This window comes from Burkholderia sp. MSMB617WGS, assembly GCF_001532025.2.
Lineage (GTDB): Bacteria > Pseudomonadota > Gammaproteobacteria > Burkholderiales > Burkholderiaceae > Burkholderia > Burkholderia savannae.
Window position 1 is genome coordinate 1,225,422 of the sequence record NZ_CP013458.1, and the last position, 24,307, is coordinate 1,249,728.

General features: G+C 70.1%; 17 protein-coding genes and 2 pseudogenes. 6 read left to right on the forward strand and 13 right to left on the reverse strand.

Annotation, left to right across the window (positions count from 1 at the left end; all coding sequences use genetic code 11):
- Positions 1 to 37 precede the first annotated feature (37 nt).
- The 3 genes from nirD to WT60_RS34965 all read left to right on the forward strand — a co-directional run bounded on the left by nirD (position 38) and on the right by WT60_RS34965 (position 6,142).
- Positions 38 to 391 (forward strand): nitrite reductase small subunit NirD, encoded by a 354-nt coding sequence (gene nirD / locus WT60_RS25925; protein ID WP_038747845.1) that lies wholly within the window; start codon positions 38 to 40, stop codon positions 389 to 391.
- A gap of 41 nt (positions 392 to 432) precedes the next feature.
- A complete protein-coding gene (locus WT60_RS25930; protein ID WP_060356216.1) occupies positions 433 to 4,713 on the forward strand; it encodes a bifunctional nitrate reductase/sulfite reductase flavoprotein subunit alpha in 4,281 nt (1,426 codons plus the stop codon).
- 709 nt (positions 4,714 to 5,422) lie between these two features.
- Positions 5,423 to 6,142 carry a hypothetical protein gene (locus WT60_RS34965; RefSeq protein WP_222430153.1) on the forward strand — a complete coding sequence of 240 codons (720 nt, stop codon included), beginning with the start codon at positions 5,423 to 5,425 and terminating at the stop codon, positions 6,140 to 6,142.
- Positions 6,143 to 6,446: 304 nt separating this feature from the next.
- Here WT60_RS34965 and WT60_RS25945 read toward each other — a convergent pair whose 3' ends face one another.
- Both WT60_RS25945 and WT60_RS25950 read right to left on the reverse strand, forming a co-directional pair.
- Positions 6,447 to 8,159, reverse strand: coding sequence for a penicillin-binding protein 2 (locus WT60_RS25945; RefSeq protein WP_060356215.1), 1,713 nt, complete (start codon positions 8,157 to 8,159; stop codon positions 6,447 to 6,449).
- Positions 8,160 to 8,683: 524 nt separating this feature from the next.
- Positions 8,684 to 9,538, reverse strand: a pseudogene (locus WT60_RS25950) (D-alanyl-D-alanine carboxypeptidase family protein); the annotation flags it as partial.
- Positions 9,539 to 9,958: 420 nt separating this feature from the next.
- Between WT60_RS25950 and WT60_RS25955 the strand changes: the two are divergent.
- Positions 9,959 to 10,675: a dienelactone hydrolase family protein gene (locus tag WT60_RS25955; RefSeq protein ID WP_059669818.1), complete on the forward strand. Its 717-nt coding sequence runs from the start codon at positions 9,959 to 9,961 to the stop codon at positions 10,673 to 10,675.
- Positions 10,676 to 11,239: 564 nt separating this feature from the next.
- Here the strand turns inward: WT60_RS25955 and WT60_RS35380 are convergent.
- Positions 11,240 to 11,743 (reverse strand): annotated as a pseudogene (locus tag WT60_RS35380) (lytic transglycosylase domain-containing protein); the annotation flags it as partial.
- Between the two features lie 40 nt (positions 11,744 to 11,783).
- On the opposite strand from WT60_RS35380, the gene WT60_RS35385 reads away from it, so the two are divergent.
- A complete protein-coding gene (locus WT60_RS35385; protein ID WP_236860926.1) occupies positions 11,784 to 12,269 on the forward strand; it encodes a hypothetical protein in 486 nt (161 codons plus the stop codon).
- 177 nt (positions 12,270 to 12,446) lie between these two features.
- Here WT60_RS35385 and WT60_RS25965 read toward each other — a convergent pair whose 3' ends face one another.
- The 10 genes from WT60_RS25965 to WT60_RS26010 all read right to left on the reverse strand — a co-directional run bounded on the left by WT60_RS25965 (position 12,447) and on the right by WT60_RS26010 (position 21,358).
- The gene (locus tag WT60_RS25965) at positions 12,447 to 13,589 is read right to left on the reverse strand and encodes an EscU/YscU/HrcU family type III secretion system export apparatus switch protein (RefSeq protein ID WP_060356213.1); all 1,143 of its coding nucleotides are present in this window, start codon (positions 13,587 to 13,589) and stop codon (positions 12,447 to 12,449) included.
- Positions 13,586 to 14,368, reverse strand: a complete 783-nt coding sequence (gene sctT / locus WT60_RS25970) for a type III secretion system export apparatus subunit SctT (protein WP_038747827.1) — start codon at positions 14,366 to 14,368, stop codon at positions 13,586 to 13,588. The genes WT60_RS25965 and sctT overlap by 4 nt, the downstream gene beginning before the upstream one ends.
- Before the next feature lie 10 nt (positions 14,369 to 14,378).
- The gene (locus WT60_RS25975) at positions 14,379 to 14,648 is read right to left on the reverse strand and encodes an EscS/YscS/HrcS family type III secretion system export apparatus protein (RefSeq protein ID WP_038747825.1); all 270 of its coding nucleotides are present in this window, start codon (positions 14,646 to 14,648) and stop codon (positions 14,379 to 14,381) included.
- 18 nt (positions 14,649 to 14,666) lie between these two features.
- Complete coding sequence (gene sctR, locus WT60_RS25980) at positions 14,667 to 15,317, reverse strand: type III secretion system export apparatus subunit SctR (protein ID WP_038747822.1); 651 nt, start codon at positions 15,315 to 15,317, stop codon at positions 14,667 to 14,669.
- An 85-nt stretch (positions 15,318 to 15,402) separates the two neighbouring features.
- Entirely contained in the window at positions 15,403 to 16,557 is a 1,155-nt protein-coding gene (locus WT60_RS25985) for a FliM/FliN family flagellar motor switch protein (protein ID WP_060356212.1), read from the reverse strand.
- Positions 16,538 to 17,113, reverse strand: a complete 576-nt coding sequence (locus tag WT60_RS25990; RefSeq protein ID WP_060356211.1) for a hypothetical protein — start codon at positions 17,111 to 17,113, stop codon at positions 16,538 to 16,540. The genes WT60_RS25985 and WT60_RS25990 overlap by 20 nt, the downstream gene beginning before the upstream one ends.
- 16 nt (positions 17,114 to 17,129) lie before the next feature.
- The gene (locus WT60_RS25995; protein ID WP_226383140.1) at positions 17,130 to 17,477 is read right to left on the reverse strand and encodes a hypothetical protein; all 348 of its coding nucleotides are present in this window, start codon (positions 17,475 to 17,477) and stop codon (positions 17,130 to 17,132) included.
- A gap of 8 nt (positions 17,478 to 17,485) precedes the next feature.
- Positions 17,486 to 18,919 (reverse strand): EscN/YscN/HrcN family type III secretion system ATPase, encoded by a 1,434-nt coding sequence (locus WT60_RS26000; protein WP_236860927.1) that lies wholly within the window; start codon positions 18,917 to 18,919, stop codon positions 17,486 to 17,488.
- On the reverse strand, positions 18,906 to 20,993 hold the full coding sequence (locus WT60_RS26005; RefSeq protein ID WP_060356210.1) for an EscV/YscV/HrcV family type III secretion system export apparatus protein: 2,088 nt from the start codon (positions 20,991 to 20,993) through the stop codon (positions 18,906 to 18,908). Before WT60_RS26005 ends, WT60_RS26000 begins: the two co-directional genes overlap by 14 nt.
- On the reverse strand, positions 20,990 to 21,358 hold the full coding sequence (locus WT60_RS26010; RefSeq protein ID WP_236860928.1) for a secretion protein: 369 nt from the start codon (positions 21,356 to 21,358) through the stop codon (positions 20,990 to 20,992). The genes WT60_RS26005 and WT60_RS26010 overlap by 4 nt, the downstream gene beginning before the upstream one ends.
- A 160-nt stretch (positions 21,359 to 21,518) precedes the next feature.
- Here WT60_RS26010 and WT60_RS26015 point away from each other — a divergent pair, with 160 nt between their 5' ends.
- Positions 21,519 to 24,290 carry a two component system sensor kinase gene (locus tag WT60_RS26015; protein WP_038747810.1) on the forward strand — a complete coding sequence of 924 codons (2,772 nt, stop codon included), beginning with the start codon at positions 21,519 to 21,521 and terminating at the stop codon, positions 24,288 to 24,290.
- Positions 24,291 to 24,307: the final 17 nt, after the last annotated feature.

A 24,307-nucleotide genomic window follows, 5' to 3' on the forward strand; every position in this document is an offset into this window, starting at 1 on the left:
ACGTTCCGTCATCGTCAGCCACTGAAAGGAGATCGCCATGACCCGCCATCGAGACGCTTGCGCGTGGACGCCCGTCTGCGCGCTCGACGACATCCTGCCGAACACGGGCGTCTGCGCGCTCGTGAACGGCGAGCAGGTCGCCGTGTTCCACGTCGACGACGGCGGCGGCCACGGCCGCGCGTTCGCGATCGGCAACGTCGATCCGCATTCGCATGCCGCCGTGCTGTCGCGCGGGCTGATCGGCAGCCTCGGCGAGCGGATCGTCGTCGCGTCGCCGCTCTACAAGCATCACTTCGACCTGCGCACGGGCGAGTGCGTCGAGGCGCCGGACCAATCGGTGAGCGCGTATGCGTCGCGCATCGAGGACGGCTACGTGTGGGTCGCGGCCTGACGCGCCGCGCCGACCGATAGCGAACGGCGAGGCGAGCGAACGTGGCGAGCGCGAGCGTGAAGACCGTGTGCCCGTACTGTGGCGTCGGCTGCGGCATGGTGCTGCACGTCGAGGGCGGCGAGGTCGTCAAGGTGTCCGGCGACACCGAGCATCCGACCAACTTCGGGCGTCTGTGCACGAAGGGCTCGTCCGCGCATGTCGCGCTGCGCAACGCGGGCCGGCTCGAGCGGGCGTTCGTGCGCGACGCGCGCGAGCGCGATCCCGCGCCCGTGCCGATCGCCGACGCGATCGCCGAGACCGCGCGCCGGCTGCGCGCCGTGCTCGACGCGCACGGCCCCGACGCGCTCGCGTTCTACGTGTCGGGCCAGATGTCGCTCGAAGCGCAGTATCTCGTGAACAAGCTCGCGAAGGGCTACGTGCGCACGCCGCACATCGAATCGAATTCGCGCCTTTGCATGGCGAGCGCGGGTAGCGGCTACAAGCTGTCGCTCGGCGCGGACGGCCCGCCCGGCTCGTATCAGGATTTCGACCGCGCGGACCTGTTCTTCGTGATCGGCTCGAACATGGCCGACTGCCATCCGATCCTGTTCCTGCGGATGATGGACCGCGTGAAGGCGGGCGCGAAGCTCGTCGTCGTCGATCCGCGCCGCACCGCGACCGCGGACAAGGCGGACCTGTTCCTGAAGATCCGGCCCGGCACCGATCTCGCGCTGCTGAACGGGCTGCTGCATCTGCTGCACGCGAACGGCAGGACCGACGCGGAGTTCATCGCCGCGCACACCGAGGGCTGGGACGCGATGCCGGATTTCCTCGGCGATTACGCGCCCGAGAAGGTCGCCGAAATCACCGGCCTCGCCGAAGCGGACATCCGGCTCGCCGCGCAATGGATCGGCGACGCGCGCGAATGGACGAGCTGCTGGACGATGGGGCTCAACCAGAGCACGCACGGCACCTGGAACACGAACGCGATCTGCAACCTGCATCTCGCGACGGGCAGGATTTGCCGGCCGGGCAGCGGGCCGTTCTCGCTGACCGGGCAGCCGAACGCGATGGGCGGCCGCGAGATGGGCTACATGGGACCGGGGCTGCCGGGCCAGCGCACCGCGCTCGACGACGACGACCGCCGCTTCGTCGAGGACGTCTGGCGCCTGCCTGCGGGCACGATCCGCAAGGACGCGGGCGGCGGCACCGTCGACCTGTTCGCGAAAATGGCCGCGGGCGACGTGAAGGCGTGCTGGATCATCTGCACGAACCCGGCCGCGACGGTCGCGAACCGCAAGAACGTGATCGCCGGGCTGCGGGCGGCCGACGTCGTGATCGTGCAGGATGCGTTCCTCGACACCGAGACGAACCGCTACGCGGACATCCTGCTGCCGGGCGCGTTGTGGGCGGAGGCCGAAGGCGTGATGATCAACTCGGAGCGCAACCTCACGCTGATGCGGCAGGCGGTCGAGCCGCCCGGCGACGCATGGCCGGACTGGAGGATCGTCGCGGCGGTCGCGCGTGAGATGGGCTACGGCGACGCGTTCGACTACGGTTCGGCCGCCGAAGTATTCGACGAGATCCGGCGCTTCGCGAATCCGCGCACCGGCTACGACCTGCGCGGCGCGAGCCACGCGGCGCTGCGCGACACGCCGCTGCAATGGCCGTGTCCGCCGGACGACGGGCGCGACCGCCATCCGATTCGCTACCTGAACGACGGCGCGAGCGAGCCGCTTCGGACGCTGCCCGACGGCGGCGCGCCGCCGATCGCGTTCCCGACGCCGTCCGGCAAGGCGCGCTTCTTCGCGCGGCCGCACGTCGCGCCGGCCGAGACGCCGACGCGCGAATTCCCGATCGTGCTGAACACGGGCCGCTTGCAGCATCAGTGGCACACGATGACGAAGACGGGCAAGGTTGCGATGCTGAACAAGCTGAATCCGCGCCCATTCGTCGAGATCCATCCGCACGACGCGGCCGCGCTGTCGATCGCCGCGAAGGACGCGGTCGAGATCCGTTCGGCGCGCGGCCGCGCGGTGTTGCCCGCTGTCGTCACCGACCGCGTGCAGCCGGGCGCGTGCTTCGCGCCGATGCACTGGAACGATGTGTACGGCGACGACCTGTGCGTGAACGCGCTCACGAACGACGCGGTCGATCCGGTGTCGCTGCAGCCCGAACTCAAATTCTGCGCGGTCGCGCTTGCGCGCGCCGACGTGTCCGGCGAAACGGACGCCGCGGCGGGCGGCGCCGCGCGCGCGCCGCGCGCAGAAGCGCATGAAGCGCATGAAGCGCATGAATCGTATGAGGCACACGCAGGCGGCGCGCCGCGCGCGTTCGGCGCGTGCGAAGCCGCGTGCGCCGCCGACGCCGCCCCCGAGGAACTGAACATGTCCGATATCGACACCTTCGCCGCGCTGCTCGGCGTCCCGGTCACGGCGAGCGCGCCGCAGCTCACGGGCGCGGAACGCGTCTACGTCGCGGGCTTCGTCAGCGGGCTGCGCTGCGTCGAGGGCAGACGGGCGGGCGGCGTGCCGGTGCTGCCCGCGAACGCGCCGCTTGGCGCCGACACGCGGCTCTGGGTCGACGGGCTGCTCGCCGGGCTGTTCAGCCGCGCGCCGGGCGGGGCGCCGGCGCTGCTCGAGGCGCGGGCGGGCGCGACGTCGCCGCCGCCGCTGCCGGCGGCCGACGCGTCGCCCGCGCCGAGCGGCGTGCGGATCGTGCGCGCGCGGCCGAAGGTCGTGCTGCTGTGGGCGTCGCAGACGGGCAACGTCGAATCGCTGACCGAGCGCTACGCGACGCAGCTGATGGATTCGGGCTTCGAGATCCGCGTCGCGTGCATGGCCGATTATCCGGCCGCGTCGCTCGCGAAGGCGCAGTACGCGCTGCTGATGACGAGCACGTTCGGCGACGGCGACGCGCCGGACAACGGCCAGGAATTCTGGGCGGCGCTGAACGCAGCGCACGCGCCGCGCGTGGACGGGCTGCGCTACGCGGTGCTCGCGTTCGGCGACCGCAACTACGACCAGTTCTGCGGCCACGGCCGCCGGCTCGACGCGAGGCTCGCGGCGCTCGGCGCGACGCGCGTCGTCGAGCGCGTCGATTGCGACGCCGAATTCCAGCCGGCCGCCGACGCGTGGCTCGAACGCGCGATCGCGCGGATCAAGGAAGAGGACGCGGCGCTGCACGCGGTGCCGGCGGACGGGATGATCCCGTCGGGCGCGATCCCGACGAAGACGCGCCCGGCCGCGTCGCGGCTCGTCGCGAACCTGCGGCTCAACGAGCCGGGCGCGGCGAAGGATACGCGCTACGTGTCGCTGTCGACGGACGGCGCGGCGATCGAATACGAAACGGGCGACGCGCTCGGCGTGTGGCCGACGAACTGCCCGGCGCTCGTCGACGAGCTGCTGACGTTGACGCGCCTGAAGGCGGACGCGCCGGTGACGCTCGCGGGCGTGGGCGAGCTGCGGCTCGCCGATGCGCTCGCGAGGCATCTCGACATCACGCGGCCGCATCCCGACGCGCTCGCGCTCGTCGCGTCGCGCAGCCGCTCGGGAGACGCGCTCGCGCGCCTGCTCGGCGACGATCGCAAGGCGGATCTGAAAAACTGGCTGTGGGGGCAGCAGATCGCCGACGTGCTGCACGAGTTTCCGCTCGAGCTGTCGGCGGCCGAGCTCGTCGGGATGCTCAAGCGCCTGCAGCCGCGGCTGTATTCGATCGCGTCGAGCCCGAACGCGCATCGCGGCGAGATCCATCTGACCGTGTCGGCCGTGCGCTACAGCAACGGGCGGCGGCAGCGCAAGGGCGTCGCGTCGACGTTCCTCGCGGATCGCGCGGCCGACGCGGGCGTGCCGGTGTTCGTGCAGAAGTCCGCGCATTTCCGGCCGCCGGCGAGCGGCGACACGCCGATCGTGATGGTCGGGCCGGGCACGGGCATCGCGCCGTTTCGCGGCTTCCTGCACGAGCGGCGCGCGCGCGGCGCGAACGGGCGCAACTGGCTCTTCTTCGGCGAACAGCACGCGGACACCGATTTCTACTATCGCGACGAGCTCGCCCGGATGCGCACGGACGGTTTGCTGACGCGGCTCGATCTCGCGTTCTCGCGCGATCAGAAGGAGAAGATCTACGTGCAGGACCGGATGATCGAGCAGGGCGCGGCGCTGTGGGCGTGGCTCGAGGAGGGCGCGCATTTCTACGTGTGCGGCGACGCGTCGCGCATGGCGAAGGACGTCGACGCGGCGCTGAAGGCGATCGTCGCGCGGCATGGGGGGATGACCGACGAGCAGGCGGCGGACTACGTCGCGCGGCTCGCGAAGGACAAGCGTTATGCGCGAGACGTTTATTGAAGTGGGCGCGCCGCTCGACGGCGGCGGCGCGGCGCCGAGGGACACCGCATACGTGGGGCCGAGGCAGATGTACGGGCGCGGGCGGCGGGTGCGCAGCCGCGCCGGACGGGCACTCGCGCGCATGCACGCGCGGCTGCGCCGAGAGCCGCGCGCGTGCCTGCGCCATGCGGCGGACCGGGGGTCGAGCGTGCGCTGACGCGCGCTGTGCCGGGGGCGTTGGCGCGGGTGAGGTCGACGCCGTTGTGGGGGCGTCTGCGTTCGCGTTGCCATCAACGTCAGCGTCAACGTTAGCGTCAACCGAGCCGACCGCGTCAGCAGAGTCGGTCGCGTCGGCGGCAGTGGCGGCGATGACGGAGATGGCAGCGATAGCCGCGATGGCGCGCCACGTCGCGACACCGGGCGCACACCGCGCGCACGCCGCGCCGCCGCGCCGCCGCGCATCGCGGCGAATTCGACAAGCGCGGCGCGTTTTAAAAACACGCGCGCTCCGATTTTCGTAACATCGAACCGCGCGTTCGCCGACGGGCACGATGCCCCGACGACACGAACGCGTACGCCGCGGCCGCCGCACGCGCCGGCCGCGCCATGAACCCGACGTCGCCGGCGGCTGCGCCGCACGCGCCGCATCCCGCGTTCGCGCATACGGCGCCCGGCCGCGTCGTGACGACGAACGCCAGCCGGCCGGCCGCGCCATTCGATCGACAACCGCATGATCCGCAATCTCCCGATATCCGCTCATGTGCCGACTGCGGCCGGCGCGCAAGCTGCCGACCGGCTCGCCGGCACGACCGTTCCGGCGCACGCGTCGCGCAAGCAGATTTTCCCGAACTCGTGCGGCGCCGCGAGCCTTCTATGCATCGCGAAGGAGCTCGGCGTCGAGAAGATGCCGGCGTATAAGGGCTCGCTGAGCGAGCTCGGCGACGGCACGCTCGAGCTGAGCAACGCATGCGAGCAGGATCTTTTCATGATCACGAGCGGGATGACGACGCACCGGCGTCATGCGGACCGCATCCATGACGCCGGATATTCGATGCCGCAGCATCTGGTGTTCGCGGGGCAACTGCTGGGGCTCGAGATGGACATTCACGAGCATCCCGGCATCTTCTCGAAGGTGTTGAACTGGCTGTATTCGGACGTCAAGTCGTCGCTCGCGCCGGGCACCGTCGTCAGGCCGCACGCGGCCGAGCTGCGCGAAGGCGAGGCCGAGCTGAAGGCGCTCGCCGTGTCGTTCGCGAAGGTGCCGGTCGGGCTGCACTGGGTCGCGCATCGCGCCGACGGCAGCTACATGGACCCGGGAACGGGCAAGAACGCCGGCAGCTTCGACGACATGCAGCGCAACATGCGCGCCGAGTCCCATTTGTTCATGGGGTACGCGGATACGGGGATCTCGATCGTCGTGCGGCGGGGCGAATCGATCTCCCGCCCGTGAACGCGGCGCGCGCCGGGCCGACCATGTCGATGCCGCGGCGCGCGTGGAATCCGTCGCCTTGCGCTGCGAGCGCCACGCGCTTCACGACGCGCGGAGTCGCATCGAATGTCGGCGGCACACGGCGTTCCGCACGGCTCGGCGCGCGCGCCGCCGTTCGGAGATTGACCGAAAGCGCGCGGCGTGCGGCGAACGAGCCGGCACAAGCGTTCCGACATGTCGACGTCCGACAAGGATCGAGGGCGCAAACGACGGCTGCGGCTCGGCCGTTGCACGGCGGCTATCGGCGCGACGATCGAATCGCGCGTCATGCATGCCGCGGCGCTGTCCGATCGGGCGGCACGCCGAGCAGATGCAGCGCGTTCTCCATGATCTGCGCCCACGCGGGGCCGGCCGCCGGGCCGCCGTAATACGAGCCGCGCGACGGCTCGTCGATCATCACCGCGACGATCAGCCGGGGATCGCTCATCGGCGCCATGCCGACGAAGAGCGCCCGGTACTTGCCGCGCGCATAGCGCCCGGCGTGCAGCTTGCGCGCGGTGCCCGTCTTCGCGCCGATCCGGTAGTCGGGCAGCCGGGCGACGCGCGCCGTGCCTTGCTCGCCGTCCGTTTCCAGCATCGCGCGAATCTGCCGCGCAACCGCGGGCGGCACGACGCGCACGCGCTCGGCCTGCGCGCTCGCGCGCGTGAGCGACAGCGCAATGCGCTCGCCGTCGCCGGCGAAGGCCGTGTAGACGTCCGCGAGCTGCGCGAGCGACATCGACAGCCCGTAGCCGTACGACATCGTCAGGCGCTCGATCGGCCTCCAATGGCGGGCCGGCCGCAGCGTGCCGCGCGCGACCGCCGGCAGGCCCGCGAGCGGCCGAGCGCCGATGCCGGCACGCGCGAACGTCTGCCACATGTCCTGCGCGCGCAGCCGCTCGGCGATCTTCGCCATGCCGATATTGCTCGATTTCGCGATGATCTGCGTGACGCTCAGCTCGCCGAAGTCGCCGGTGTCGTGAATCGTCGCGCCGTCGATCTCCAGCACGCCGGGCGACGTGTCGAAGCGCGTGTCGGGCGTGACGACGCCTTCGCTCAACGCGAGCGCGACCGTGACGGGCTTGAGCGTCGAGGCCGGCTCGAAGACGTCGGTCAGCGCGCGGTTGCGGAAGCGGCCGTCGCCGTCGCCGGCCGCGTGCGGCTCGTTCGGATCGAACGTGGGAGCGTTCACGAGCGCGAGGACGCCGCCCGTCTTCGCATCGACGACGATCGCGCAGCCGGCCGCCGCGCCGGTGCGCTCGATGGTCCGCTCGACGGCGAGCGTGGCGAGATGCTGGATGCGCCGATCGACGGACAGCCTCACGTCCGCGCCGGGCGTGCCCGCCGATTCGACGTCGCCGACGTCCACCGGGCGGCCCAGGCGGTCGACGATGTAGTCCCGCTTCGCGCCGACGCCGGCGAGCGCGGCGTCGGCGGCGAGCTCGACGCCTTCGAGCCCGTGACCGTTCGCGCCGACGAAGCCGACGAGCTGCGCGACGTCGCCGCCGCCCGGGTAATAGCGCCGCGTCGCGCGGGCGACGTGCACGCCGGGCACGTCGAGCCGCTCGACGCGCGCGGCCAGCTCCGGCGCGATCCAGCGCTTCAGATACAGGAACTGCCGCGCGCTGAGCGCCTTGGCGGCGAGCGCGTCGTCCGGCAGGCCGAGCAGCGACGCGAGCGCGCGCATTTGCGGATGCGTCGCGCGGCGCAGCGCGTCGGGCGCGATCCACACGTCGGCGACGGGCTCGTTGATCGCGAGGGCGTCGCCGTTGCGGTCGAGAATGCGCCCGCGCGTCGGCGCGGCCGCGAACGTGTGCTCGTATCGCTTCACGCCCTGCCTGATGTAGAAATCGCTGTGCACGACCTGAACCCACAGCGCGCGCGCCGCGAGCGCGCCGAAGCCGGCGCAGAGGAGCGCGAGGACGCAGCGCGAGCGCCAGCGGGGGAGCGTGCCGGGCGTCGGCGGAGGGGGGCGGAGCGATTCGGTGGGTTTCGGCATGGTCGAATGGGTGTCGAGTCGACGTCGTGGCGACGAAGGTGGGTGGCGACAGGGGCGATGCCCCGACCGCGAGGGCGCGGCCGTGAAGCGAGAGCCCCGATGGATGACCGATGCGCTCGCCGCCGTTGGGCGAGCGCGTGCGGAAAGAGGACGCGGCGAAGCGCGTCGGCACGCGCGGCGCGATGCCGCGCGGAGGGATGAAGGCGAAATGACGCTGCACGGCGACGCGCGCCGCTTCGATAGGCGATCGACGCCGGCGCGGGCGTCGCGCGTCGTGTCGCGTCTCGTCGCGCGTGGCATCTTGTCGCGCGGGCGCGGGCGCGGGCGCGTCGCTGTTGCCGTCGCGGCGCGCGCGAGAGCGGCGTCGCGCTACGCGAACGTCACAGCATGCGCGCCCGATCTTCCGCGCGGTGCTCGCCGGCACGCGCGTTCGAGCGGCGCGCCCCCGTCGCCGCGGCTGTAGCGGTTGTAGCTGCCGTAGCGGTCGTAGCAGTCGTAGCAGTAGTAGCACTAGTAGCTGCCGTAGCGGTCGACGCCGCCGATTCGCCGCCGCCGAGCGACGCGAAGCCCCAGTCGAGGAGCTTGCCGGCGTCGGCGAGCCGCTGCTTTTCCGTCGGCTCGCCGAGCAGCACGGCGATCACGCGGTGCAACGCACGCGAGCCGGCGATGCGGCGCTCCGCGGTGACGACCATGCACCAGCCGGCCGCGTTCGTATGGCCCGTCTTCATGCCGTCGATGGTCGGATCGGTACTCAGCAGGCGATTCTTGTTCGTCTTCGAGAATGTCCCGTATGCGAAGCGCCGCTGTGACGAGAACGCGTAGAACGCCGGAAAATCCCGGTTCAGATGCTGCGCGAGAATCGACAGATCGTGCGCGGTCGAATAGTGATCGGGCGTCGTGATGCCCGACGGCGACACGAAATGCGAATCGCGCATGCCGAGCCGCCGCGCCGTGTCGTTCATCCGCGCCGCGAAGCCGGCGGGGCTGCCGCCGATCCGTTTCGCGAGCACGAGCGCCGCGTCGTTCGCCGACGCGACGATCAGGCCGCGCACCAGATCGCGCACGCTTACGTGCTGGCCGGGCGTCAGATACATGCGCGCTTCGTCGCTGCCGACGGACGCGATGTCGCCGGCGGAAACCGCGACGGTTTCGTCCCAGCGCAGCGTCCCGCGTTCGAGCGCGTCGAACGCGAGGTAGGCGGTCATCAGCTTCGTGAGCGAGGCCGGTTCGCGGCGCGCGTTCGCGTTGTGCTCGCCGAGCGTCGTGCCGGAATCGGCGTCGACGACGAGCCACGAAACGGCGCTCGTTTGCGGAGTCGGGCGCGCGTGCGCGCGGCCCGGCGCGACGCAGGCGGCCACGACGAGCAGCGCGCCGAGCATGCGCGGCGGCGGTGCAGGCAGCGTTCGTGCGGAGCGGGGCGTGGCGGCTGTCGAGGGGAGCGCGTTCGTCATGGTGTGGGTGGGGCAAGCGGATGATGGAAAACGGATGCGACGCGAGATCCGGCCGGCGGCTCGCGAAAGCGGCTTGAACGGCGAAGCGAAAATCGCCGGTACTGCAACGACAAGGTCGAATTATATTTTCGTCGTTTCCGACGGAACGTATTCAAATGTGTTTTATTGTCGCGGTATGAGCGGATAGGTGAAACGCGCCGCTTGGTTGATGTTGGTCAAATTCGTCGCATCCGGTCGAGACGCTCGATTTGGGCGCGCGCGCCCGCGCCATTTCATGCATCGCCCCGGCCTGGGCATCGTCGCGAAAGCTCAAGGCGATGACCTTCCGTCGGGCAAGGAGAGATGAAGTTGGAAACACGCACGATAGTCTACGAATGTGAAGGGACCCCGCTGGCGGGCTATTTCGCCGACTGTGCGCCGCACGTGGAAAAGCCCGCGATCCTGGTCGCGCACGAGGCGTTCGGAATGAACGAGCACATACGGGCGCGAACGAGACGCCTGGCCGACCTCGGTTATGCGGCGTTCGCCCTGGATATGTACGGCGTCGAGGGGCTTTCGCTATCGGAGGCGGTGAGCCGCCATATCGAGTTGATGTCCGCGCCGGGCCTCATGCTCGCTCGGGCGAGCGCGGGGCTCGGACTTCTGATGGCTCTGCCCGGCGTCGATCGCAAGCGGGTGGCCGCGATCGGCTTTTGCCAAGGCGGAATCAGCGTGCTGGAACTCGCGCGCAGCGGGGCGCCCGTTCGATGCGTCGTGGGTTTTCATCCCGGCCTGAAGCGTCCCGCAGGCAGCCCGGATCAGCCGATCCAGGCCAAGGTTCTGATGATGATCGGCGATCAGGACCCCGATGTGCCGCCGCAGGACCGCGCCGCCTTCGCGGCGGAAATGCAGGGAAAGCAGGTGGACTGGCAGCTTCACCTCTTCGGCGGCGTCGGGCATGCGTACACCAATCCCGACGCCGATCGACTGAACAAGCCCGGCTACGGCTTCAATCCTTCCGCGGACGAGCGGTCGTGGCGGATGATGCTCGCGCTTTTCGACGAGGTGTTCGGCGCGCTTGCTTGATTTTCGCCGCGTCCGGTGGAAATCGGCTTGCCTGCGGCGGGCCGTCGCGAACATCGCGAACATTGCGAACGAGCGGTGCAGGTCGGGCGCTTGCGACGAGAACGCGTGGTGCGCGCGGAGAATCACGAGCGCTGTCGAGACACAATGCGCGCGTCGATGCGCAAAGTCGCGAGGCGGGGGCGTGGCTGGCATGGAGCCGATTCGGCGCGGCCGTCGGAGCACGGGCGGGCGTTGACGCGGGCGGCTCGCGCGACAGCGCAACGAAGGAAATCGATGTCCGGGGATGCGCCGTGCACGACGAAGCGCTGCATCGCTGCTGCACCGAAACACCGAAACGCCGAAACGCCGCTCGTCAAGGATGCCGGACGTTCCGCCGGCTCGCGCGCACGCGCGCCATGCGACGAACTCGCCCTTCAGCGCTCGATGCGTACGCCGATACCGTTCGAGCCGCGCGCCGAGCAGATCCGCCGATTCGGGCTGCGGCCGATACGTCTGCGCGATCGGCGGCGCGACGCACTCGCCTCGACGCGCACGCGCAGCCGCGCGCATGCGCGCATGCGCGCGTCACGGCGCGGAACGCGCGGGCGTCGACAGCAGCAGCCTGCCGAGTTTCGCGAGGAGCGCGCCGACGGTGAGGCGCGGCGCATCCGGGCGCGCGGCGCGCGGGCGCGTCGCGGCATCGACGCTCGCGCGGGACGAACCGTCGCGTCGCGCATCGTCGGGCGGCGGGCATGCGCTGCGGTAGCACGCGAGCACCTGCCGCACGTAGTCCTGCGTTTCCCGATATGGCGGAATCCGGCCGCGGTACTTGCGCACCGCGCCTTCGCCCGCGTTGTACGCGGCGAGCGCGAGCGTCAGGTCGTCGCCGAATTCGCCGAGCAGCCATTTCAGATAGGTCGCGCCGGCGCGCAGGTTCGCATGCGGATCGCGCAGATCGTCGAAGCCGAAGCGCGCGCCCGTGGCGGGAATCACCTGCATCAGGCCGGTCGCGCCCTTCGGCGATATCGCGTTCGCGTCGTAGTCGGATTCGACGCGGATCATCGCGTGCAGCAGCTTCGCGTCGAGACCGAATTCCCGGGCGACCGTCGCGACGAGCGCGTTGTAGCGCGTGGGGCGCGACGGCGGCGCCGCGGCGGACGCGAGAGGCGCGGCGGGCGACGCCGCGTTTCGTGATGCGGCCGCCTCGACGGTGCGAACGTCGGTATCGTCGGCGAGGCTCGCATGTTCGCGCGATGTCGGGCCGGAGGATCGCGAAGGCGAAGCGGAAGTCGACAGCGGGGGCGACGCCTGCTTCGCCGCATGTCCCGCCGAGTCGTCAGTCGAGTTTTCCGCCGTGTCTTTCGTGGTGTCTTTGGCGGTGTCTTTCGCGGTGTCTTTGGCCGTGTCCCTCACCGAGTCATTCCCCGAGTCCTTCGCCGTGTCGTCGGCAAGCGCCGCGCGAGACGACGCAAACGCGCGTGTGGCCGCATCGGCCGGCTCGATGGAGGGCGTCGCGGCGTTCGTCGAAGGCGGAGCGAACGCCGAAAGCGCGGCCGTGTTCGCATCGGAGCGACCGCCGGCCGCCGCACTCGATTCCTCGACGTCCTCGACGTAAGGCGTCCAGACGAGCGGCGCTCGCGCCTCCTGCGCATGCGCGCTTCGCGCGTCGATGCCGACGGTCGCGAGCGCGAAGGCGATCGCGAGCGCCCGCGACGTGCGCGATGACGCAACCGCCAGCGGAGCGCGCGCCGCTCGCGTCCGGCGCGGCGCGCTCCGCCGCGCCGCACGACGCTCAGCCGTTTGCATCGTTGCGGGAAGAATGTGCGCGTTCGTCTCGCGCGACGCGACCGCCGTCATCACGACCGCAGCCATCGTCATCGCTGTCGTCATCGCCATCGTCGTACGGCAACTGCATCGCGACGCGCAGCACGTGCGCGACGGCCTCGAACAGGTCGGGCGGAATGCGCTGCCCGACGCCGAGCCGGCTCGCGAGCGCCCGCGCGAGCGGCACGTTCTCGACGACGGGCACGCGCTCGCGCTCGGCGAGCGCGACGATGTGCAGCGCCATCTCGTCGCGGCCGATCTCGATCACCTCGGGCAGCGGCGTCTCGTCGCGCCGGTAATAGAGGCACACGGCGACGTGCGTCGGGTTGCGCACGACGACCGTCGATTTCGCGACGTTCGCGGCGAGGCTGCCGCTTTGCACCTCGCGATGGATCTCGCGCCGCTTGTGCTTGATCTCCGGGTTGCCTTCGGAATTCTTGAATTCCTGCTTGATGTCCTCGAGCGACATCATCAGCTGCTTCGTCGTGTTGTAGCGCTGGAACGCGAAATCGGCGATGCCGAACACGACGTAAAAGCCGATCAGCGCCGCCCACATCCAGTACAGCAGCTGCGTGCTGACCGCGAGCCCGCATTCGACGCTGCAAAGCGGCAGGAACTGCAGCGACGGCGCGTACTGCCGGATCAGATAGAAGAAGATCGCCGACAGCACGCCGACCTTGAACAGCGATTTCGCGAATTCGAACAGGCTCTTCAGCGAAAACATCTGCTTGAAGTTCGCGAGCGGATTGATCTTGTCGAGCGACGGCTTGATCGCGTCGACGGCGAGCAGCGGGCCGATCTGCGCGATCACCGCGACCACCGTCGTCGCGATCACGAGCGCCGCCATGCCGAGCGTGAAGCGGATCAGCGCCGCGCCGAGCGCGCGCATCCAGCGCGCGGTGGCGGCGGCGAAATCGTCGTTGACGACCGCGATCGACACGTCGACGAGCGCCTCGAACGCCTGCAGCAGATGCGCGCCCTCGAACAGGAAATAGCCGAGCAGCACCGCGAGCTGCACGCCGCTCGTGATCTCGGCGCTTTTCGCGACCTGGCCTTTCTTGCGCGCGTCGGCGAGCTTCTTCGCGGTCGGCTTTTCGGTCTTCTCGCTCATTGCAGCATGCCGCAAAGATGCGCGATGCGCTCGGGCAGCCGCGCGATGTCGGCGAGCGGCAGCCGGAACGCGAAGCTCGCGCACATGACGACCAGCAGCAGCGCGAACGCGCTCTTGATCGGCATCGACAGGAAGAACACGTTCAACTGCTGCGCGGAGCGGTTGACGAGGCCGAGCGCCATGTCGACGAGGAGGATCGCCGCGAGCGCCGGCATCGCGAAGCGCAGGCACAGCTCGACCATCAGATGCCACTGCTGCGCGAAGAACGCGAGCGCGCCGGGGCCGAAGTGGAGCGCGGCGCCCGGCGGCAGCGTCGCGTACGACGCGTAGATCGTCGCGATCAGCGTGTTGAACCCGCCCGACACGAGAAAGAGCAGCGTGAACACTTGCGAGAACACCATCCCGAACGGCGACGACTGCGCGCCGAGCAGCGGATTGAGCACGCTCGCGATCGACGCGCCGCGTGTCGTGTCGATCAGGAAGCCCGCCATGTCGAGCGCCCAGAACGGGATCGCCGCGCAAAAGCCGATCAGCGCGCCGATGCACAGCTCGCCGAACGCGAGCCACAGGTAATGCGGCGTGCCGCCGGCCGCCTGGGGCAACGCCGGCCAGGCATCGTGAAACGGCAGCACGGGCAGCGCGATCATCAGCGCGAGTGCGTTGCGCACGAGCGCGCCGCCGAGCGTGGCCGGCGTGAAGACGGGCAAGATCAGCAGCGCGCCGAACGGGCGCAGCATCGCGATCGCGACGATCGGCAGCCATTGGACGAGCGTCTGCATGGGCGGCGCGCTACGATCGCATCCTGCCGATCTGATCGAAGCTCTGCAGCGTATAGTTGACGAGCACGTCGCCCATCCAGTGATACGTCGCGGCGAGCGTGACGGCGACGGCGAGCAGCTTGATCAGGAATTGAATCGTCTGGTCCTGCACCTGCGTGAGCGCCTGCACGAGACTCACGAGAATGCCGACGACCGACGCGACGACGACGACGGGCAGCGACAGCAGCAGCACGAGCCACATCATCTGCGCGGCGAGCTGGGTGACGACGGCTTCGCTCATGCGTGGCGGCGCGCGGCGTCAGGCGAACGACAGCAGAAGCTGGCCGATCAGCTTCTCCCAGCCGTGCACCAGCACGAACACGAGCAGCTTGAGCGGCAGCGCGATCGTCATCGGCGACACCATCATCATCCCCATCGCCAGCAGCACGTTCGACACGATCAGATCGATCGCGATGAACGGCAGGAACAGCAGCAGGCCGATCTTGAACGCTTCGATCAGCTGGCTCACGGTGAACGCGGGCAGCAGCACGAGCAGCGAATCGTCGGGAATCCGGTTGCGGTACGGCTCGGGCCAGGTCTTGTGGCCGATGTCCGCGAAGAAGCGCACCTGGTCCGGCGCGGTGTTGCGCTCGAGAAACGCGCGGTACGGCGCGAGGATCGTCTTTTCGACCTGCTGCGTGAAGTCCGGCGCGTCGATCCTGACCGGATGCGCGGCGACGTTGTCCTGGATCGCGAGCCCGACTGGCGCCATCACGAACATCGTCAGCACGAGCGCGAGCCCGTGCAGCGCGATGTTCGGCGGGATCTGCTGCGTGCCGAGCGCGTTGCGCAGCAGCGCGAACACGACCGACAGCTTGAGGAACGACGTGCCCAGCACCACGAGCAGCGGCAGGATCGACAGTGCGAACAGCACGGCGATCAACTGGAGGGGCTGGTCGAAAAGGTTCATCCACGAATCCGGAAAGGGCGATACGCGACGCATTATCGGCGCGCGTCGCGCGCCGACCCATCCGGCCGACACCTGAAGTCGCGCGTCATGCGGGCAGCAGATGCTCGATGCGCACGGCGAGGCGCCCGCCGATGTCGAGCAGCGTGCCGCGTGCGAACGGCTTGCCCGCGACCTGCAGCGTGACGAGCCCGTCGGGCTGCGCGGGGCCGTCGAGCACGTCGCCCGCGCGCAGGCTCGCGAGCCGCGCGAGCGGCACGTCGATCGTCGCGACCTGCGCGACGACGCGCACGCGCGCGTCGAGCCGCAGCGGCGGGGCGTGTCCTTCGTGCCCGTCGTGCATGTCGGGCGCATCGACAGTGTCGGGCGCATCGAACCCGTCGGCCGCGCCTCGCGCATCCGGCAGCGCGGCAGGCTCGACATCGATGTCGAGCCAGTCATCGAACGTATCCATCGTCGTTCCAATCGTGTAAGGGCCGTGCCGGCAATCGAGCACGGTCGCGAGCGGGCGCTCGGCGAAGAGCGCGAGCTCGCCTTGCGCAACCGCGTATGCGTGTTGCAGCAGCAGCGCGTCGCCTGCGCGCACGCGCGAGAGCGTCGCCGTGTCGACGATGCTCCAGCCGGCCGCGAGCGAGAGCCGGAGCGCGGGCGAGGCCGCGCGGCCGCCGTGCGGCGGCGTGCGCGGCGGCATGGCTGAAGAACCGACCGGCGAATGGGGCGGCAGATCGATCGGCTCCAAATCGATCGGCTGCGGATCGACCGGCAGAAAATCATCCGGCAGCGGATCGAGCCCGTTCGCGAGCCGTTCGAGCCATGCGAGCGGAGCGTCGACGATCCGCATGTCGAGCGCCGCATGCTCGCGCTCGATGCGCAGCGACCACGCGGGCTCGGCCGCGCACGCGCCGCGCTCGATCGCGTCGGCGCGCAGCCACGACACGCCGAACGACGCGAGATCCGGCTCGATGCACGCGCACGTCCACGCGGCGAGCGCGCCGCGCAGCTCGACGGGCACCGCGTCCCAGTGCGGCACGCTCAGCACCGGCTCGATCCATCGGCACCACGGCGCGGCGTCGACCCATAGGCGCACGGGGCCGTCGTCCGTGCGCGCCGACAGGATCAGGCCGTCGCCGCCCGCGCGCAGAAAGCGCAGCGCGAGCGCGCCGTCGCCGAGCGCGAGCCGCCGGCCCGCGCCGACCGCGCGCAGCAGCGCGAGCGTCGTGCGATCAATCCGCAGCGGCTGCATCGGACCACTCCAGCGTGACGGGCTGCGCGAAACGTGCGGCGAGCGCCGCCTCGAGCCGGCCGCGCATCCGCCGCGCCCGCGCCCGCAAATGCGCGTGCTCGCCGCCCGAATCGAGCGCGACGACGAGCGTGCCGCCCGCGAAGCGCGCGCGCAGCGTGAGCCCGGCGAGCGGGCCGTTCGCGATGCGCAGCGTCAGCACGTCGGCGGGCGACGGGCGCGGCGCGGCGGGCGCGCCGTCGAACCGCGCGCCCGCACCGCCTGCCGGCGCGCGTCGAGCGTGCGCGCGCGAGCCGGCGGCTGCGGCGCTCGAGCCGTCCGAGCCGCTCGAATCACCCGAGTCACCCGAGTCACCCGAGTCGTTCGTGCGGATCGCCGGCGCGTCGTCGGCGGGCGTGCGCGGTGGCCGCGCGTCGCCCGGCCCGGCGTCGAGCCAGGCGCAAAACGCATCGGCGGCGTCGCCCGCCGACATCTCGCTGCGATCCGGCGCGCGCGCGGCGTGCGGCGCGCACGGTCCGTACGATTCGCGCAACCGCGCGCCCGTCGTCATCGTTTTCACGGCGCACCTCGTCGCGTCATTCCAGCAGCGCGTTCAGTTTTTCCTGATCGACGAGCGCGCGGCGCAACTGATCGAGCTGGCCGTCGCGTTCGAGCCGCAGCGCCTGCCACTGCGCATCGACCGCCTCGATCCGGTCGGCGAGCGTCTGGTCGCGTTGATGAAAGCCCGCGAGCTCGCGCTTGAGCGCCTGCAGCGATGCGTAGTCGTGCACCGCGTCCTCGTCCGCGCACTCGCGCCATTCGACCCAAAGCGCGCGACGCGCCTCCAGCAGGCTCGCCTTGCTTGCAAGGAGCGTCGCCTCCTGTTGCTCGAGCATCGCGAGCGTGCTGCGTATGCTGCGCTCGCGACGCTTCTTGATTGTCACGAGCGTGGTCAGCGTTGACCGTCCACCGTTGTCCATAACTGATCGATCGTCTGTTCAAACGTAGTCTTCTCCGTCACCGGCTGGCACAGGAAGCGGCGGATCGCGTCGCGCCGCGCGAGCGCGTCGTCGGCTTCCGGATCGCGTCCCGGCTGATATTCGCCGACCCGCACGAGCAGCTCGATGTCGCGATAGACGGCGTCGAGGCGTCTGAGCCGCGCGGCGAGATCCCGATGGCGCGCATCGACGATCTGGCTCATCACGCGGCTCACGCTCGCGCCGACGTCGATCGCCGGATAATGGTTCGCCTGCGCGAGCTTGCGCGACAGCACGATGTGGCCGTCGAGGATCGAGCGGGCCTCGTCGGCGACGGGCTCGTTCATGTCGTCGCCCTCGACGAGCACCGTGTAGAGCCCGGTGATGCTGCCCGTTGCGGCGGGCCCCGCGCGTTCGAGCAGGCGCGGCAGCCGCGCGAAGAAGCTCGGCGGATAGCTGCCCGCCGCGGGCTTTTCGCCTGCCGCGAGGCCGATCTCGCGCGCCGCGCGCGCGAAGCGCGTCAGCGAATCCATCATCAGCAGCACGTCGCGGCCCTGGTCGCGGAAGTGTTCGGCGATCGCGGTCGCCGCGTACGCGGCCTTCAGCCGCTCGAGCGCCGGGCGATCGGACGTCGACACGACGACGACCGCGCGCGCGCGCGCCTGAGGCGTCAGCACGCGTTCGAGAAACTCGCGCACCTCGCGGCCGCGCTCGCCGATCAGCGCGAGCACGGTGACATCGGCGGGGCTGCCGTCGCAGATCATGCCGAGCAGCGTGCTCTTGCCGCCGCCCGCGGCCGCGAAGATGCCGATCCGTTGCCCGCGCCCGCACGTGAGCACGCCGTCGATCGCGCGCACGCCGAGCGGCAGCGGCGTGTCGATCACCGCGCGCGCGAGCGGGCCGGGCGCCGCGCGATCGAGATCGATCCGCGCGGCGTCGGCGGGTATCGCGGGGCCGTCGTCGAGCGGCCGGCCGAGCCCGTCGACGACGCGCCCGAGCAGAAAATCGCCGACCGCGATCCGGTGCGGCCGCCCGAGCGCGCGCACCGCGCTGCCCGCCGCGATGCCGCGCGGTTCGGCGAACGGCGACAGCAGCGCCGCGTCGCCGTCGACCGCGACGACTTCGGCGTCGATCCCGCTCGGCTCGAGCCGGCACAGATCGCCGAAGCCGACGCCCGGCAGCGTCGCGCGCACGAGCGTCGGGCCGATCTCGACGACGCGGCCGAAGCGCACGCCGGCCTCGGGCGCGACGCCGCGCGGCGCGAGCCGCGCGTCGACGAGCGCGGCGACGCGCGCGCGATCAACTAGGCGATCAAGTAGGCGATCGAGCGAGCGATCGCGCGGGTGATCAGGCGGGTGATCAGGCGGGTGATCAAGCGGGTGATCAAGCGGGTGATCAAGCGGGCGCATCGGCGAGCTCCCCGATCAGATCGGCGGTGCCGATCACGCGCAATTCCGCCTCGTCGCCGATTTCCTGGAACGACAGCACGGGCAGATCGCCGAACTCGCGCTCGACCATCTTGCGCATGAAACGGCGCACGTCGATCGCGGTGACGAGCACGGTGCGCCGCAAATCGGCGTCGGCGAGCGCGCCTTGCAGGCGCGTGACGATCGCGTGCGTGTGCTCGGGCGCGAGCGACGAATACGAGCCCGCGGCCGTCTGCCGGATCGATTCGCGAACCATCGATTCGATGCGCTCGCCGATCATCCAGCAGCTGATCCACGGTTGGCCCGCGCGATGGCGCGTCGCGATGTGCCGCCGCAGCGCGACGCGCACGTATTCGGCGAGCATCACGGGGTCCTTCTCGCGCGGCGCCCATTCGACGAGCGCCTCGAAGATGCCGCGCAGATCGCGCACCGACACGCGCTCGTCGACGAGCCGCTGCAGCACGTCCGCGATCCGGCCGATCGGCATCTGGCGCTGCACTTCCTTCACGAGCTCCGCGTAGCGCGCCTCCATCGCGTCCATCAGGAAGCGGGTTTCCTGCACGCCGATGAACTGCGCGGCGTGACGCTCGACGACGAGCGACACGCAGTGCGCGACGCGCGCCTCGTCGCGATGAACGGTGACGCCGAGCGCGGCGAGCGCGTCCGCATGAGCGGGGTCGATCCATTGAAGCCGCAACTGCGCGAACGGCAGCGCCTCGACGCGCACGCGCTGCGCAACGCTTGCGCTGCGCGCGTCGGCGAGCCATTCGTTCGCCGGCATCGCGAGCGTGAGAACGGGCTCCTGATAGAGCAGGATCTGCACGGCGTCGGCGGCGAGCCCGGCGTCGGCTTGCAGATGGATCTCGGGCAGCGGCAGGCCGAGCTGCTCGAACGTGCGCGCGCGCAGCGCGTCGAGCGCTTCGGTGAGCTTCGCGGGCCGCACCGCCGTTTCGCCGTGGCGGATCATCAACGGGATCGCGCCCGGCGTCAGCGCGAAGCCCGGCGAGCCGGGCGCGTGTGCCGCGAGCGCGCCCGCCGGCGCGGCCGCGCCGTGCGCCGCGGTGCCGATGCCCGCCGCGCCGCGCTTCGCGCGCCGGCGCAGATGCCACGCGCAGCCGAACACCAGCGCGGCGAGCGCGACGAAGTAGACGACGGGAAAGCCCGGCAGCAGCGCGAACACGAGCAGCACCGACGCGGCGAGCCAGAGCGCCTGCGGCTGCTTGCCGATCTGCTCGGCGAGATCGGCGGCGAGCGGCTGGCGCGTGTCGCCCGGCACGCGCGTGACGATGATGCCCGCGGTGATCGAGATCAGCAGCGCGGGAATCTGGCTGATGAGGCCGTCGCCGATCGACAGGATCGCGTACGTCGACATCGCCTGGCTCGCGCTCATGCCGTGCATGAACACGCCGACCGCGGTGCCGCCGAGGATGTTGACGAGAATGATGATGATGCCCGCGATCGCATCGCCCTTGACGAACTTCATCGCGCCGTCCATCGCGCCGTAGAGCTGGCTCTCCTTCTGCACGAGGCCGCGCAGCCGGCGCGCGTCGTTCGCGTCGATCGTGCCCGCGCGCAGGTCGCCGTCGATGCTCATCTGCTTGCCGGGCATCCCGTCGAGCGAGAAACGCGCGCTCACCTCGGCGACGCGCTCGGAGCCCTTCGTGATCACGATGAACTGAACGATCGTGATGATCACGAACACGATGAGGCCGACGCCGAGATTGCCGCCGACCGCGAAGCTGCCGAACGTGTAGACGATCTCGCCCGCGTCCGCCTGCAGCAGGATGAGACGCGTCGTGCTGATCGTGAGCGCGAGCCGGTAGAGCGTCGTGATCAGCAGCAGCGACGGGAACACCGAGAATTCGAGCGGATCGCGGATGTACAGCGACATCATCAGCAGGATGATCGACACCATCAGATTGAACGCGATCATCAGGTCGACGAGGCTCGTCGGCAGCGGCACGATCATCATGAACACCGCGACGAGCAGCATCACCGCGAGCACGATGTCCTGGCGGCCCGCCGCGCGCGCGAGCCACGGCGCGAGCCGTTTCATGCGGCGTCTCCGGCGTGCGCGTCGAGCAGGCGCCGCATCGTCCGGTGGCCGGCCAGCCAGTCGTCGACGTTCGTGTCGCGCGGAAACGCGCAGCTCACGACGAGCTGCGTGCCCGCCGCGAACGCGCGCAGCATGAGGCCCTGCATGCGCATCGGATCGCACCGCGCGATGACGCGCATCAGCGCGTCGCGGCGGCGCGCGGCGTCCACCGCGCTCGCGAGCGACAGCGTGAGCCGCCCGCCGTCGACTTCGACGAAAAGGCGCGTACCCGCCACGGCGAATTCCATGCGCTCGGCGATGCGCTCGCAGGGCAAATCGAGCAGGCGCAGCAACTGCTCGAGTCGGCGTTCCGTTTGCAAATCCATTCGGTTCCTTCGTACGCCGAAGATGCGTCGTGAGACAAGGTCGAGACATCTTCGCGAATCGGGCCCGAGCGGGGCATACGGTAAAGACCTGAACCGGCCGGCGCGCGAAAATGCAAAATGCGATAATTACGCCGCAGATGTTGCGGGGTACACATCAATAATGAGTGCATTGTGGGAAAAGTCGCTGACCGCGCGGATCATGGTGATCCTGAGTTGCGCGATGACGGCTTTCTGGCTGTTGTCCGAGTCGATCGGCTTTTATTTTCGATACATCGAGGCGCAAAGAGAGCTGCGCAGCGAGCTCACCTGGCAGCTCGAGTCGATCGCGCAGGAGGAAAGCCGCCGTTACGAATACGCCGAGCGCCAGGCGCGGATGCTGCTGTCGTGGTGGAACATGCTCGACGACCGGATCATCCTGCGCCCGAAGGCGCAGGCTTCGGGGCAGCATGCGATTTTCGTGCCGTTCAAGGACGCGAAGGGCGATCGCGAGCTCGTCGATCGCGCGCGTGAAATCGTCGAGATCTACGGGCACGCCGATCCGCGCAACCGGATGGACACGTTCCTGCTGCTGCCGACGGAAGGCATCGTGCTGTTCGAGCCGGAAAGGATGTCGAAGAACGACATGCAGCGCAAGATCGCCGCGCTGGCGACGCTGCGCACGCTGCCGAAGCTGCCCGTCGTGCATTGGGGCGCGGCGATCACGGATTCGAAGGGCGTGCTCCGCGCGGCGGCGGCCGTCGTCGATCCGCACACGGGCATCGTCGCCGGCCAGAATCTGCGGGTGGGCGACATCCCGTCGATCGCGAAGGACATGGGGCTCGAGGCGCCGCCGCGCTTCGCGCTGCAATCGCAGGCGGGCGACGTGTTCTGGATGGGCGCCGACACGCCGATGAAGCCGCCGCCCGCGTTCGTGCTCACGCCGAAGTGCGACCGCACGAACTGGAATCGCCGGGGCAACTACTATGTGATCTGCACGCCGCTGTCGGGCCCGAACTGGCAGCTCGCCGCGATCTATCCGGTGAGCGCGGTCACGGACAAGGCGATGTCGCTGCTGCCGCTGACGACGCGCTGGACCTTCGTCGTGCAGCTGCTGCTGATCGCGTTCGTCTACGTCACGCTGCAGCGGCAGCTCGGCCGGCCGCTGCAGCATTTCGTCGACATCATCGACGCGCAGCGCGAGGGCGACCTCGGCCGCCGCCTGCCGACCGGGCGCCGCGACGAGCTGGGCCGGATCGGGAGCGCGTACAACTCGCTGCTCAGCACGGTCAACGCGTACTACAAGACGCTCGAGAGCAAGGTGCGCGAGCGCACGCGCGAGCTCGCGGAGGCCAAGCGGATCGCCGAATCGGCGAGCCACCGCAAGAGCGAGCACATCGCGAGCATCAGCCACGAGCTGCGCACGCCGCTCAACGGGATCGTCGGCGCGCTCGCGCTCCTGAATCGCAGCGCGCTGCAGGCCGAGCAGCGGGATCTCGTGCGCGTCGCGCAGCAGTCGTCGTGCTATCTGCTCGGGATCGTCAACAACGTGCTCGACTTTTCGCGAATCGAGGCGGGCCAGCTCGAGCTCGCGAGCGAGCAGACCGATCTGCTCGCGCTGCTCGACCAGGCGATGCTGACGATCCACATCCGCGCGCACGAGAAGAGCCTCAGCCTGCGGACCTTCGTCACGTCCGACGTGCCGCGTCGCGTGTGGCTAGACGGCCTGCGCGTGCGGCAGATCCTCATCAACCTGCTCGGCAACGCGATGAAGTTCACCGAGCAGGGGCACATCCACCTGAGCGTCGAGCGCCGCGCGGACATGCTCGCGTTCGTCGTCGAGGATACCGGCAAGGGCATTCCGGACGAATACCAGCTCGACATCTTCAAGCCGTTCGTGCAGGTGCGCGCGCACGACAGCGGCAACGGCCTCGGCCTGCCGATCGCGTCGCGGCTCGCGAACCTGATGAACGGCGAGATCCTGCTCGACAGCAAGCTCGGCAAGGGCACGCGCTTCACGGTGCTGCTGCCGCTGCAGGCCGATGAAATGCCGCCCGCGCCGCTCGCGGGCCATCTCGTCGCGCCGGCCGCGCTGCACATGCAGCTGCGCATGTGGGGGCTGCAAGTCGACACGGGCGACAACGTGCAGTTTCCGATGCCCGAATCGGGCTATCTGCCGGGCAAGCTGTGGGACAAGGTCGTGCTCGCGCTGCGCGGCGAGGCCGTGCAGGAAGAGGTCGCGCCGAAGGCGATCTGCCCGTGGTCGCTGAAGATCCTCGTCGTCGACGACGTCGCGGTCAATCGCGACATCGTCGGCAAGATGCTGCGCGAGCTCGGGCATCGCACGCGCGCGGCCGCGTCCGGGCAGCTCGCGCTGAAGCTCGGCCGCTCGCACGTGTTCGATCTCGTGCTGATGGACGTGCGCATGCCCGAGCTGGACGGCATGGCGACCGCGAAGCGCTGGCGGCACGTGGCCGAGGGCGTGCTCGATCCGGATACGCCGATCGTCGCGCTGACGGCGAACGCGTCGCCCGCCGAGCACGAGCGCGCGAGGGCGGCGGGAATGAACGGTTATCTGACGAAACCGGTTTCGCTCGAGCAGCTGGCCGACATGATCAATCAGGTCGCGTCGACGCAGCTCGCGCGCGGCGTCGAGCTCACGCCGAACGCGAAGTCATGCTCGCCGCTCTTCGATCTGAACGACGCCGCGATGCGCGAGAAGCTGCATCAGGCGCTCGTCGATCTGCACCGGCAGATCGACGCCGCATGGCACGCGAATGACGTCGCGTCGATGCTGAACGTGCTGCATGCGCTGAAGGGCTGCGCGGGCCAGGGCGGGCTCGACCTCGTGCGCGAGGCGGCCGAGCAGCAGGAGCGTCAGGTGCGCGCGGGCGGCTGGACGAGCTGTCAGGACGTGCGGGACCTGGCGGAATTGATCTCGATTCAGTTTGCGTGACCGCAGCGGCGGGCGCC

Coding starts and splice junctions, on each gene's coding strand:
- nirD (WP_038747845.1), top strand. CDS start 38: ATGACCCGCCATCGAGACGCTTGCGCGTGGACGCCCGTCTGCGCGCTC.
- WT60_RS34965 (WP_222430153.1), top strand. CDS start 5,423: ATGATCCGCAATCTCCCGATATCCGCTCATGTGCCGACTGCGGCCGGC.
- WT60_RS25945 (WP_060356215.1), bottom strand. CDS start 8,159: ATGCCGAAACCCACCGAATCGCTCCGCCCCCCTCCGCCGACGCCCGGC.
- WT60_RS25965 (WP_060356213.1), bottom strand. CDS start 13,589: ATGAGCGAGAAGACCGAAAAGCCGACCGCGAAGAAGCTCGCCGACGCG.
- sctT (WP_038747827.1), bottom strand. CDS start 14,368: ATGCAGACGCTCGTCCAATGGCTGCCGATCGTCGCGATCGCGATGCTG.
- WT60_RS25975 (WP_038747825.1), bottom strand. CDS start 14,648: ATGAGCGAAGCCGTCGTCACCCAGCTCGCCGCGCAGATGATGTGGCTC.
- sctR (WP_038747822.1), bottom strand. CDS start 15,317: ATGAACCTTTTCGACCAGCCCCTCCAGTTGATCGCCGTGCTGTTCGCA.
- WT60_RS25985 (WP_060356212.1), bottom strand. CDS start 16,557: ATGCAGCCGCTGCGGATTGATCGCACGACGCTCGCGCTGCTGCGCGCG.
- WT60_RS26000 (WP_236860927.1), bottom strand. CDS start 18,919: ATGCGCCCGCTTGATCACCCGCTTGATCACCCGCTTGATCACCCGCCT.
- WT60_RS26005 (WP_060356210.1), bottom strand. CDS start 20,993: ATGAAACGGCTCGCGCCGTGGCTCGCGCGCGCGGCGGGCCGCCAGGAC.
- WT60_RS26010 (WP_236860928.1), bottom strand. CDS start 21,358: ATGGATTTGCAAACGGAACGCCGACTCGAGCAGTTGCTGCGCCTGCTC.
- WT60_RS26015 (WP_038747810.1), top strand. CDS start 21,519: ATGAGTGCATTGTGGGAAAAGTCGCTGACCGCGCGGATCATGGTGATC.